Genomic DNA, 13,263 nt, shown 5'->3' with positions numbered 1-13,263 from the left:
AATTCCTCCTAGGGTAACAGAACCTTTTCTTTTCCATTCCAATGATATCTAAGTACTGTCACCACATCATCATTTTCTTCCCTTATAAGTTCACAAATAGATAAATCATCTACAGTATCATAATCTCCCCATAAAATTTGAGAATTTAATATATACTGTAGGTCTAACTGCTTAAGCAATCTAAACATATCTCTAATATTATTTTCATCTACACCAGCAAAAGCTTCATCCATAGAAATTATCCTAGGACAATCCCCTCTTCCCTTTTCATAACGAGCATAAATAGCAGAGAAAAGTGGAATGTACATAGACATCGCCTTTTCTCCTCCGGAAAATTGGAAGAAGGCATTATTTGTTAGTTCCTTTCGTCTCTCATTGTTTTTTACAAAATGAAGTTTAAATTCATACCACTGCCTATAATCTAGAACTTCTTTAATGATAGAGTGATAATTTCTAACCTCACCTGTACCCTCATACTTTCTAAGCTCAGTTCTTATCTTTTGAGAAAAATGTTTCTCTAGTTTACTAAAATCACTCTCAGTATTTCTATCTCCACGTTTTAAAATTTCTATTATCTTTAAAGTATCTAATTGACCTTCTTCATCAGCCTTTTTAGGATTCCAAGATAGATTTAATTTTAATGAAGAAGATGTATCCATACTATTCATTAACGCATTAATTTTCTCTACCCACTTTTCAGATTGATTAATCTTGGCTTTAATCTTCTGACTTATAGTATTCATGAGAATTTCCTCAAATATCTTTTTTTCCTCTTCACTAATTAAAAGGTCTAATTCCTCAATAGACTTTTTAATTTCCTCTAGAAGTACTGTAAATGAAACTTCCTTCCCTTCAACTTTGCATCTTAAATCTCTTCTTTCCCTTAACCACTTAGTTTTATCTTCACTTTCATTAGAAAATAAATTAATAAATTTAAGATTATATTCTCTTAATTCTCCTGAATTTTTATTCATAGACTCAATGAGGTTATTAGAATAAAATTCCCTATTCTTATCTTCACTACTTGGAAGTTCAGATACTATAGTCTTACAAATTTTAAGGAAATCTCCATCTTGATTTTGAGTTACATATCCAAGATTATACTCTTCCTTAAATATATTTATAAGTTCATTATAGGATTTTATTCTTTCCTCAATTATAGCTTCAAGTTCCTTAATTTGCCCCTGTAATAAAGCCATTCGTTCCTCTTGTTTGCCTAGTTTTGAGCTTAGCTGTTTTATCCTCTCAGGGTTTTCTCTTTTAACCCTTAAACAGGAATCTATTTCTTCTTCTATTTCCTTCATATCTACTTTCTGTAAGGATTCTATAATGGCATCTCTTCTTATTTCATCCTCTTTTAATTTCCTAGTAATTAAGCTTATATCATAGTACAGATCATCAACATCCTTCAAAATATTCCTTAGAGCTTCTTCCCGTGCATCTAGTAAATTTAGTGACCCTGTAAGCTTACCTAAATTCACCTTTATGCTATTCATCTCTTCCTTATAAAACTGAATGGATTCTAATACTTCCCTGATCACCTTTAGATTATTAATCTCCCCAAGACCATCTAGGCTTTTCATTACTAAAACCTTTATAGAATTTAACTTTTCTTTTTCTTCAAACTCCTTATTCCTTAAAACAATAATTCTATCATCCATATTTTTAAGCTTTACCTCTAATTCCTTTATTAGCTTTAGAGCTTCATGGATATTTTCAGTACTTGGTAATCTTTCATATTCTCTTTGAAGTATAGAAATATCATTAGTTAATAATTCTATACTTTTTTTATGCTTATCTATATTATTCTCTATGTTTTTTATTTCTTCTTCATTATCTTTTATAAGTTCTTCCCTATGTCTTCTTCTAGAAGCTTCCCCTATATATTTTTGTACATATCCACTTGTAGTTTTACCACCTAGTATTCCTAACTTATAAAATCCCTTTTCATCTAAATAAGTAGAACCACTTTCATCTAAAAACACACTTTGTAAAACATTATAGACTTCTTCATGTAATTTATTTTCCTTTAACTGCTTATCTATAGTTAAAAGATTACTTAGATTATAGCTCATTAAATTTGGATCTGAAAAAATATATTTATCTGCCATTCCCTCTTCAAACTTAATGGCTACCTCCTTATCCTTTGGATCTATAACTAAAGCATCTAAAAGTCCCATATCTATAAGAGCTGATTCAATATTTCCCTTTACTTTTTCTTCAATGTCTTTACTAAAATCTAAAGCCCTATACAGTGGAATAAAGTTTATACCACTTTCTTTTAGTCTTTCTCTGTTTTTCTTTACTTCTTCACTTCTTTCAGGTTCAATTTCCTTATTATTTTTTAGTTCATTAATATATTCTTTAATTTTTTCAATATCTTCAAGATATACTTCTATGAATCTATTTTCTAACTGTATATTACTTTTTATCTCATTAATTTTACCATTTACAAAGTCTTGCAACAAATTCTTGCAATTTTGAATATGAAAAAAATCATCTATTATATCTACAGCTTTAAATATATCTAATTTTTCTTTCTCTTCTAAGGAAAATAAAGTACTTTCTTTCATTACCTTATTAATTTTAACTTTATAGTCTTCCTTTTCTTCAAGAAATATCCCCTCAACTCTTGTCATATTCTTCTTTTCTACTTCATAATCCTTTTCAGTGCTATCTAATTCCTTAGTTACTTCAATTAGTTTTTTCTTCTGTTCTTCAAAATCATTTAATGCTTTCTCAGCTTCTTTTAGTTTCTTTTCATATAATTTTATAGCAACTTCTCTATAAGTAATATCCTCTTCCTTTAAACTACTAATATCTTCATTACTAAGTCCTAACCCCTGTTGAAAATGAATTTCTTTTCCTAAGTCCTCAGCCTCATCTATACTTTTCTTTAAAGCTATTAATAATATATCAGTTGCATCCCTTTGAACCTTTATATCTCTGTTTAAATCTACTTCTAACTTCTTTTTATTCTCAAGGGCTTCTTCCTTCTGTAACTTGCCTCTTAAATTTTCTTCTAACCTAACCTTAATACTTTCTAACTCTCTTTTGCTTTTAAGTTCTTCCCTATCTATAAGCCTTTCATATTTTTCTTCAGCAATTTTCAAGGTGGATTCTTTCTCATCTAAATCTTCACTAAGTGTTTTTTTATAACCTAAACAATCCTCATATTCTTTACTTTTTTCTTCTTTACTTTTTTCAGCTTCCTTTAAACTTTTATAGGATTCTAAAGTCACCCTTCCTTTTTCAACAAGAACCTGGCTATTATATCTATCATAGTGATATTTTATATTATTAGCTGCCTTTAATGCACTTTTACTTTCATCTAAGGAATCCTTTAAGCTATCCATATTTTCCATAGAATCTGAAATTGGTCTTAAATCTTCATCACTTAAAACCTTTAAGGAATCTGTAAGTATCTTATATATTTCTGTAGGTTTAAAATCCTTAGATAGCTTTGGACTTCTTATGCTTATTAAAAGGTTTAATAACTCCTCATAAGCTTCTAAATCATCAAAGCCAAAAAGATATCTATTAACAGCTTCCATATAACTCTTTTGACTTTCAGTAAAGAAATTTCCTTCTCCTAATTCATTTTGCAGCTGCTTTTTAGTAAGAGGAATAAGTTCTCCAGCATCTTTATATAGAAATAGTTCTTTATTGATCCTTCTACCATCACTTAGTATAAAGTACCAACTTTGCAGAGGTTTATTTTTAATAGCCTTTAATCCTATACCTATAGTTATGTAATTTTCATTATTTCCCTTTTTAAATTCCATATATAAATAAGCAGTTTTTTCAGTATCATCTTCATTTAAAAGATAATTTCCAATGGTTCTAGCCTTAGTTCCAAAGGGGTCTAATCTATCAGGAGCCTTGTTACCATCTAATAATAAGGGTATAAAACTTTGCATTGTAACAGATTTTCCACTTCCATTACTTCCTCTTAACAAAAGCTTTCCTGAAGATAATTCAAACTCCTCCATATCATAATACCAAAAGTTTACTAACCCTAGTTTATTAATAAAATATCTATCCTTCATTCTTTTCCTCCCATACATAGTCTTTAGGATAATCCCCCATAACTTTACCGCATAAGGGTAAAATTTTTATAGTTTCTTTTTCTTCTCTTATAAAAGAAAATTTGGCAAGTTCTTCTATAACTTCACTTAAAAATTTACCTTGAGTCATCTCTCTAAATTCCTTACTCCATCCATGACTCTTGCTTAGTCTTACCTGTATAATAAGCTGTTCAAAGTCGATTTTATTCATCACTGCAATATCTTCTTCATTAAGTGATATAACTCCCTCTTCAACTTTACTTCTTATTTCACCTAAAACATGTAGCATAACGTCACTAATACCTTTTCCATTAGGGAACATATAAAAACCATTATCCTTCTCTTGTGGAATTAACAATGCTCCATTTTTATGTACATGAAGGTTCCAACCTAAATACTTATTAAAATCCTCTTCAATATAATTTCTATAATTTCTTATATATTCATAATCTTCCGGAGAATCTTCTCTATAAACTATAGGCGATAGTAATAACCTCCTATAAACTCTATTTTTTCTTAAAATCCCCCTATCAGCTTCGTGATTTTGAGAAATACATAAAATTAAATCCTCAACATTTTTAAACTCTAGTATATCTTCATCAAAATTTCTAATTACATATCTTGAAACTCCTGTACTTTCAAAAAGTACTTCCTTGGAATTATCTAGTGCAAAATTATCTTCATCGCCATCAGTTATAGAAATAAGCTTATTTTTTATGACAAATCTTAAAACTTTAATAAGACTTTTTCTAGTGGAATAATCAGTCCAATCAAACTTTTCATCTATATCATTGGAAGAAAGTGCTTCTGTAATATGAGATAATAGAAATTGCTCATCTTTCCCCTTATCCTCTAAAAAAATCAAAAGAAGCATGACCATTACATATTCAATTTTATTATCAAAGTTCTCAATTCCCATCCACCTTTCCGGCTTACCTGGTAACTTTTCCAACTTAATAAAATCACTTCTTAAGATAAGATTATATCCAAGTTTTTCTGTAATAAATGGCTTGAAATATTTATAATTATCCTTAATTGAATAATAAAGCTCTGTTTTATCTTCCTTTAATATGATGTAGCTTTTTAAAAGAGCCTTTAATTCCTCCATCTACTTCTCCCCCTTAAATATTATCTTATAATGAGGCATTGAAAATTCTCCATCCTCACATTTTACAATAACATTGTCTACTCCTTGAAGCTCCACCCTATAATCTAGACCCATGTCGCCTCTATGCCATTGCCTTTTTTTGCTTATACCCTTAGTAAGAAGTCTAAGTAGCAAAGCTCTATCCTTTGCCGGAATTATAGGTAATGTGCCAAAATCAATGGATTTATCCTTTATATAGGTATATATTACCTTTTGTTCCCCTAATCTTCGCTCTAAAACCTTAGCTAATTTTTCCTTCTTCTTTTCTTCCTTATTTTTTATAGGATTTTTAACTATTTTTTCTCTATATGTTCTTATTTTGGGTCTTATAACAAACTCCCTTGGAGTTTCATCATATATTGAACTATTTATGCTCTCAGTATCTCTATTTGCATTAGCTATCACCTTCATAACATTAAAGGAACCTAGAACCAAAGAAGAAATTTCATTTGCTTCATGAATATTATTAGACTCTTTAAAAAATCTAGCTATTTTTTTATATTCCTCTTTTCTATTTGCATTATTAGCCTTTTTATCCGCTATGGCTGCTGCATATCTAGTTATTCTTCTTATGATTTCATTTGTATTGTTTATAAGTTGATCTACTAAAGGTTCCCTTTCCTTAAAGGTTACAAACCACTCCATCATGGATGTAATTCTACCCTTGTTTAACTCTTTATACTCTTCTTCATTTAATTGCAATCCCACACTTTGAATTTTCTTTTCATAAGTAAAAAGTTTATTTATTAAATTATTAATTAAAATTTCATCTACTTCCGCAAATACATCTCTAATAGGCGTACTATTTAGTTGCAAAGTTCTTATAAACTCCCTTAGATACTTTATAAATCCCTCTTTATAGACTAAAAATTCTGTAGTCTTCATAAGCTCGTCATTCTTTGAGGAATAAAATTTAGAAATATAGTCTTGATAATTTCTATTTAACTGTTGAAAGCTCAGATTTAACTCTTTAAACCATTCATAAACGCCCTTTTCTTCTTCCTTTATAATTATAGGCAACTTTTCTATAAGCCCCCTAAACTTTTCAACTAGTGAACTTTCCAAAGAAGATGTATTTTCTATAGACATATGTTCTAAGGATATAAGCATTCTTTCAATTTCTACAGTTACAGGAGATAAATCATATCTAAACTCTCTGTTTTTAAACTCCTCAATAGTATTTACCTTAGTAGTATCTGCAGTTGCATTTAAGTTTCTCCAATTCACCAATTGATCTAAATCACTTTTTAATTGATCTATGGTATAATTCTGAAAATCTTCATAAGATTTTAGAGCTTCAAAAATATCTTCCTTGTATATGGAATACTTCATCTGCTCATATTTTTTATATATAGTTCTTATAATAGTTCTATATCTCCAAGTATTTTCTGTGGCTAAATATTTAGCTTCTTCTATCTGTCTTGTAATGGTTCTATCAATTTTCATACTCACTCTCACCCTATAATTCTATTCTACATAATTATATTTCTACATAATTATATCATATATGATACTTAACTTTATTATAAAAACACTACTATAGAACCCCGTATAATTACTTAATATATTTTCTATTAACTTACTTTCTATACCTTTATCTTAATACTCACAACTAACATATTGAATTAGTACTATGCTTTTTTAATTATTGACAATTTAGTTTCTTTTAAACACTTGTTCGTATAAATTCAATTAAACATTATTAAAACAATTAATTTTTAGTCATTTCTAGTGGTTTATTTCATTAATCCACTAAGTACTTTATAATTTTGTAATTTTTACGTATATGAAATCAATTACTGCAAACACTAACCTTGTTAGTATATTAAAAACAAGGAGGAGTAAATATGGAAGCAATCGTGAACAAAGATACCTGTATAGGCTGTGGAGCTTGTGTTGGTGTCTGCCCTGAGATTTATTCATTCGATGATGATGGTAAAGCTGAAGCTATAGATGGAGATGTTCCTTCTGATCTTGAAGCTGGAGCTGTTGATGGAAGAGATCAATGTCCTGTAGATGCCATAGATATTAAAGAATAATGAGCTAGGCTTACTGCCTAGCTTTTCTTATCTTAATACTTTTTTGTGATTATATTATTAATTTTAATAGTTAAAAATTAAAAGTATAATTTAAATTTTATAACATACAATAACTTTACTAGTTCATAGTGAAGTTATTTACTTCTTAGTGATAATAATTATATATGGTAAAGAAATTTACTATGACTAAAAATTAAATTAGATATTAAATCTTATCTTAATATCTAAAAATAAAACTTAGGAGGAAATTATTATGCAACAAAATCAAGGAAAAAATGCAAGACAACATGTTCAAGATGTACAAAGTAAACTTCAGGATTCAACAAACTGCTTAAATCAAGCATTAAACTCTGTTGAAAAACCACAAAACAGACAAAAAATCCAAAATACTCTTAATTCAGTAGAAAGTGCATTAAACTCAGTAAATAGTACTCTTTCTAACTATCAAGAATAGCAAAACACAAGGTTAATCCAAAAACCTTGTGTTCTATATGAATATCAATTAATTTTATAGAGAGACTGAGATATTAAATAAAACAATTAATATCTCAGTCTTTTTCTATATTATATTTCATCATTTTAATAAGCAAAATTTATCTTTTTATATTGGTTATATCAATAGATAGATGTTATATATAGGATAATTCAATTATACATATTTATTTTTGTCTTATATAATTACTTTAGAGTTATGTAATTAATATGTAAAATATATTTTTGTTAGGAGGGAACCTTTAAGTGATTAAAGAAGAAATGACTCCAAAAGAAAGAATGGATGCATTTTCTAAAGGATTAGAAATTGATAGACTAATTTGTATCCCAGACATGGGAGCAACTATGGCGCCATTCATTCGTATAACAACTAAGGATTACTATCATTCTGCACGACTAATGGCAGATTTAGAAATAGCTTTGTTTAAAAAACTTCGTCATGATAGCGTAGGCATATCTACTAGTCTTAGAGGAGTTGCCGAAGCTATGGGAGCCAAGGTATGCTATCCTGATTATGCTATCTCCTATTTACTAGAACCTGCTATTAAATCAATAGATGAAATTGAATCTCTCAAAATAGTAAACCCTCTAAAGGATGGAAAATTACCTTTACTACTGGAAGCATTAAAACTTACTAAAGATGCACTTATAAATGATGTAGATATCAGTGCCTCTATGTCTGGTCCTTTTAGTGTTGCAGCCTCTGTAGTAGGAACTGAAAATTTATTAAAATGGATGATTAAATATCCTAAAAAAGTTCATACTCTTATGGAAATAGTGTCAGAATCTAATAATAGATACATAGAAGAAGTTGCTAAACTGGGTATCTCAATTAGTTTTGCTGATCCAGTCTCATCAACAAGTCTTATAAGTCCAAAGCAATTCAGAGAATTTTCCTTACCTGCTCTTCAAAAAAACATAAATAAAATAAAAGAAAAAACTGGTAGTTACCCTGGTATACACATCTGTGGAAAAAGTAAAGACATCTGGGAAGATGTTGTGAATACTGGAATTTCTAATTTTAGTATTGATAATATAGAAGATATAGAAGAAGCTAAAAATGTGATGGGTGATAAAGTTGTAATAACCGGAAATGTTCCTCCTGTTGATGTTATGTATGCTGGAACTAAAGAAGACATTTTTAAGTCAGTTAAACAATGTATTACAAAAGGTTACAATTCTGAAAAAGGTTATATTTTAAGCACTGGATGTCAAATTCCAATGCACACTCCAATGAATAATATTGAAGCCTTTATGGATGCTGGTAAACTATATGGAAAGTATCCAATAGATTTAGAAGCGCTAATGAATGATTAATAGAACTCTTTACTGAAACCTTAAGAAATAAATTCTTTAATAATCTATTTCTTAAGTTTTTTTCTTTCATAAGCTAAACTTTCCAAGTATGATTTTAAATTTATGACATATAATAATTTTGATATTTCATAGTGAAATTCTTCTGATAATAATGGTGTTAATAGGACTGTTGTAGATGAAGAAATTTACTATGAACAAAATTTCACTCTTGGATTGAGCTTAAGCTTATTTTCATAATATGCTAGCTCCATACCTTAAAAATAAAGTTTTAGGAGGTAATTGTTATGCACAATAATGAAGGAAAAAGCGCTAAACGCCATCTACGAGATGTACAAATTGAACTTCAAGATTCAAAAACTTGCTTGGATCAAGCATTAAAATCTGTTGAAAAATCACAAAACAGACAAATAATCGAAAATACCCTTAACTCAGTAGAAAGTGCACTACATTCATTAAATAACACACTTTCTAACTATGAAGAATAGTAAAAACTAGTGCTATTATATTCCACTATTTCCTCTTCGCCAATATCCCTTTTAGGGTATTGGCGAATTTTATTTCACTATAACTTCACTAGTTATAACAACTTGATGCTAAATTCTTATACAATCTCTGTCATTATATGCTCATAGGCTGGTGGTAAGTCATAACTTTTTATATGCTCAAACTTTTTCACCTTAACCCTTCCATTTCCTTCTATTGTGAAATCAATATTATCAGTTCCCACAAGAATATGAGGTCCTATATAGGGATTTACTTGAAGGCTTATATCAAATACAAAGGAACGATAACCATTGGGTCTAGAAATACTATTTATATATATGGAATAAGGATCAACTAGTGGGGTTTGAGACAAGTATGTAGAATAATATTTTTCCACCTCAATCTGGATATAAGGCATTAGTAAAGCTAAAAACACATCCTGATACAGTTCTTCTGTGGATTCCTTAGGTGGTTGATGGGGTAAGTCTATAGTTAAATATACACAATTAAACCCTTTATTACCTTTTATCTTGCCATACATTTGAACCTTTTCTATTCCAAATACTACTTTACCATTGATATTAACCATTAACACCATAAATGCCAATACTATTAGACCACTCTTAATATTTTTTCTAAAATTTATCACTTCGTATACTCCTATTTTCTTTTATTTACATTAACTCTATATTTTCTGTAGATATAAATTAGATATTCTAAATTATTTTTATGTGTCGGATAGCGTATCTCCATGCTAAACTATCTCACCTATATATATGTATTCTTAATTTGTATATTTATTTTATATAGTATGTGTATATATACTTTACCTATGTATTAAATAGTCTTCATACTTTATCACAAATAAATAAGCATAACTATGTTTAATCCTTATTATTTCAAGCAAAATATGAATAAATCTAACTATTTAAAGCAAAATAAATTTGAAAAAGATAAATGAGGTGTTTAAATTATGTTATATATATCTATATTTTTTGTTGTTCTATTTGTTTTATGTGCACTTGTATCACCACAATATTTTATAGCCATATCGAATAATGCCTTAAACTTTACTACAGCTAAATTCGGTTGGCTATTTCTTATTATAACTTTTATTATTTTAATTTTTGTAATTTGGTTGGCATTTAGCAAGTATGGCCACTTAAAATTAGGAAAAGATGATGACAAACCTCAATTCAGTAACCTTACTTGGTTTTCTATGCTATTTAGTGCTGGTATGGGCATAGGTATAATCTTCTGGGGTGTAGCAGAGCCTTTAGATCACTATGTTTTTCCACCTATAGGTATTAAAGAGTTAACTGTTGAAGCCGCTAATACAGGTATGGTTTATTGCTTCTTTCACTGGGGCTTACATGCTTGGGCTATCTATTCATTTGTAGGGCTTGTCCTTGCATATTTTAGATTCAGAAAAAATAAAAGACTATTAATTAGTGAAACAATCAAACCTTTAATTAAAGAAAACTTACGTTTTAAAGGCATATTAATTATAATAATAGACGTATTAGCAATAATAGCTACAGCCTTTGGTGTGGCTACTTCTTTAGGGTTAGGTGCTTTACAAATAAATGGGGGATTAAATAATGTTTTTGGCATTCCTATAAATAGTTTTATACAAATACTAATAATAATAGTTGCGACTATACTATTTTTATTATCTTCATCAACAGGTATCGAAAAAGGGATTAAAATTTTAAGTAATGTTAATATAGCTATTGCAGTTCTACTTATGCTCTTTGTCTTTATTTTGGGACCTACATCTAATATTTTAGAAATTTTCACTAATACTCTAGGTGAATACTTTCAAAACATTGTGTCTTTGAGCTTAAAACTAAGACCATTTAGAGACTCTAGTTGGATTTCTAGTTGGACTTTATTTTATTGGGCTTGGTGGATAGCTTGGTCTCCATTTGTTGGTGTATTTATAGCTCGTATATCAAAAGGAAGAACTATAAAAGAATTTGTTTTAGGTGTTTTATTAGTTCCAACTTTATTTAGTTTCTTTTGGTTTGCGGTGTTTGGTGGAACAGCCCTTAATCTTCAAATGAATACTAATTTAAACTTAGTAGAAGTTGTAAAAAATAATATTACTTCCACACTATTTATCACCTTGAAAAGTCTCCCCACTGGTACAATATTAAGTGTTATTTGTATAATTTTAATTATGACATTCTTTGTTTCATCAGCAGATTCTGCAACATTCGTTCTTGGTATGTTTAGTTCAAAGGGTAATATGAATCCTAAATTATCCATTAAACTTATATGGGGCATTCTTGAATCATTGATAGCTGTATCACTCCTATTAAGTGGAGGTTTAAAAGGTCTGCAAACCATGGCTATACTTACTGCCCTACCTTTTAGCTTTATATTAATCTTAATGCTTTCATCTTTACTTAAAGAATTAAAAAAAGAAAATTTACCTGAAATAAAACACTTAAAAACTAAACATAAACCCTTGAAATAAATCTTTATATTTATAAATTAACTCTTAATTAAACTCATTCAATATTTCTAAAAGAAAATAACCATTTTAAGTATTAGCTTAGTATCGACACACTAAAATAAAGCAGTAGAATTTTAGCATTCTACTGCTTTATTACTTAATCTAACCTCACCTTTCTATTTCTAAAAGCTTTATCTATGATGTAACTTAATAGCAATATTGCTACTAAAACTATGAATGTGTATAATGAATTAATTTCTACAACAAAATTTGTAATTAAGACAAAGTTTAGAATTGCTCCTGGTATCACAAATAAAATATATAATAATAACACCTTTATTATTTTTTTTGTATTTCCTCTATTTTTTATTATTACTTTCCTTAATCCTATACTAAAAATAAACCTACAAAATAAAAAGTCAACTATAAACATAAAAATTATATTTAAGGTGAATTTCATATGAAATATATAATATAATAATGACATCATTGCTGACATAAATATAGCCCACCTAATACTTTGATATATATTAAGTATTGTACTACTATTAATATCCTTTGATTTTATTATTTCTTTGCAAAACTCTTCAATATTATTACCAATAATACTCTTCACATCAATACCATCATCCTGTGCACTTATTAATAAGTCCTTTACATCCTCACTTACTTCATCCATAAAGCTACCTTCCATACCACTACTTGATAAGTACATTACTATACTCATGTATGCTTCCTTATATTCATCCCTCAATATGCTATTATTCATCATCCATCCCCCCTATAATCTTATTTACATTAACATGTAGTTTATTCCAGTATTCTATAAAACCTTCAAGTTCTATGCTTCCCATTTCTGATAGTTTATAATATTTTCTATTAACTCCCGCGGATGATTTCCTTCTTTCAGCAATTATTAACTGATTTTTTTCAAGCCTAAGTAATAATGGATAAAGCGTTCCCTCAACAATATCTTCAAAGCCACATTGTTTTAATTTTGTTAGTAGTTCATAACCATAGGTCTCTTCCTTTGAAATTATACTTAGTATACATCCTTCAAGAATACCTTTAAGAATCTGAGAATTATTATTCACAGCAACTCCTCCTTTACCTTGTAATACAAAGTATATTATTATTATATTAAAATGTATTTTGCATTGCAAGGTATATTTTAATATATCCTGAATTACTTGATACTTACTAAAAATAATCACTAAAAAAAGAAGGTATAGCCTCTAAGACTACTCCCTCTTTCCT

General features: G+C 28.6%; 11 protein-coding genes. 5 read left to right on the top strand and 6 right to left on the bottom strand.

All coding sequences use genetic code 11. The features are described from left to right. Window positions 1-8: 8 nt before the first annotated feature. From B2694_RS12965 to B2694_RS12955, 3 genes are read right to left on the bottom strand one after another with little or no spacing between them, the layout of a single operon-like run. On the bottom strand, window positions 9-4,049 hold the full coding sequence (locus B2694_RS12965; RefSeq protein ID WP_346886096.1) for a TIGR02680 family protein: 4,041 nt from the start codon (window positions 4,047-4,049) through the stop codon (window positions 9-11). Next, window positions 4,039-5,175: a TIGR02678 family protein gene (locus B2694_RS12960; protein WP_346886095.1), complete on the bottom strand. Its 1,137-nt coding sequence runs from the start codon at window positions 5,173-5,175 to the stop codon at window positions 4,039-4,041. Before B2694_RS12960 ends, B2694_RS12965 begins: the two co-directional genes overlap by 11 nt. Beyond that, the gene (locus tag B2694_RS12955; protein ID WP_346886094.1) at window positions 5,176-6,660 is read right to left on the bottom strand and encodes a TIGR02677 family protein; all 1,485 of its coding nucleotides are present in this window, start codon (window positions 6,658-6,660) and stop codon (window positions 5,176-5,178) included. A 401-nt stretch (window positions 6,661-7,061) separates the two neighbouring features. Here B2694_RS12955 and B2694_RS12950 point away from each other — a divergent pair, with 401 nt between their 5' ends. From B2694_RS12950 to B2694_RS12935, 4 genes are all read left to right on the top strand, one after another. Further along, the gene (locus B2694_RS12950; protein ID WP_035131751.1) at window positions 7,062-7,253 is read left to right on the top strand and encodes a ferredoxin; all 192 of its coding nucleotides are present in this window, start codon (window positions 7,062-7,064) and stop codon (window positions 7,251-7,253) included. A 253-nt stretch (window positions 7,254-7,506) separates the two neighbouring features. Next, window positions 7,507-7,707: an EscE/YscE/SsaE family type III secretion system needle protein co-chaperone gene (locus B2694_RS12945; protein ID WP_346886093.1), complete on the top strand. Its 201-nt coding sequence runs from the start codon at window positions 7,507-7,509 to the stop codon at window positions 7,705-7,707. Between the two features lie 284 nt (window positions 7,708-7,991). Then, window positions 7,992-9,062: a uroporphyrinogen decarboxylase family protein gene (locus B2694_RS12940; protein WP_346886092.1), complete on the top strand. Its 1,071-nt coding sequence runs from the start codon at window positions 7,992-7,994 to the stop codon at window positions 9,060-9,062. A 284-nt stretch (window positions 9,063-9,346) separates the two neighbouring features. Further along, window positions 9,347-9,547, top strand: coding sequence for a hypothetical protein (locus B2694_RS12935; RefSeq protein WP_035131744.1), 201 nt, complete (start codon window positions 9,347-9,349; stop codon window positions 9,545-9,547). A 116-nt stretch (window positions 9,548-9,663) separates the two neighbouring features. On the opposite strand, the gene B2694_RS12930 is transcribed toward B2694_RS12935, so the two are convergent. Continuing rightward, a complete protein-coding gene (locus tag B2694_RS12930) occupies window positions 9,664-10,194 on the bottom strand; it encodes a DUF3888 domain-containing protein (RefSeq protein ID WP_346886091.1) in 531 nt (176 codons plus the stop codon). A gap of 324 nt (window positions 10,195-10,518) precedes the next feature. Between B2694_RS12930 and B2694_RS12925 the strand changes: the two genes are divergently transcribed. Beyond that, on the top strand, window positions 10,519-12,027 hold the full coding sequence (locus B2694_RS12925; protein WP_346886090.1) for a glycine betaine uptake BCCT transporter: 1,509 nt from the start codon (window positions 10,519-10,521) through the stop codon (window positions 12,025-12,027). Between the two features lie 136 nt (window positions 12,028-12,163). Here B2694_RS12925 and B2694_RS12920 read toward each other — a convergent pair whose 3' ends face one another. Together B2694_RS12920 and B2694_RS12915 are read right to left on the bottom strand one after the other, a co-directional pair. Continuing rightward, window positions 12,164-12,775 carry a DUF1048 domain-containing protein gene (locus tag B2694_RS12920; RefSeq protein ID WP_346886089.1) on the bottom strand — a complete coding sequence of 204 codons (612 nt, stop codon included), beginning with the start codon at window positions 12,773-12,775 and terminating at the stop codon, window positions 12,164-12,166. After that, window positions 12,768-13,100 (bottom strand): PadR family transcriptional regulator, encoded by a 333-nt coding sequence (locus tag B2694_RS12915; protein WP_346886088.1) that lies wholly within the window; start codon window positions 13,098-13,100, stop codon window positions 12,768-12,770. The genes B2694_RS12920 and B2694_RS12915 overlap by 8 nt, the downstream gene beginning before the upstream one ends. Window positions 13,101-13,263 lie beyond the last annotated feature (163 nt).

Source organism: Clostridium sp. UBA4395 (assembly GCF_002390995.1).
In the GTDB taxonomy this organism is placed as follows: domain Bacteria; phylum Bacillota; class Clostridia; order Clostridiales; family Clostridiaceae; genus Clostridium_J; species Clostridium_J sulfidigenes.
This window is presented reverse-complemented; position numbering and strand designations above follow the sequence as displayed.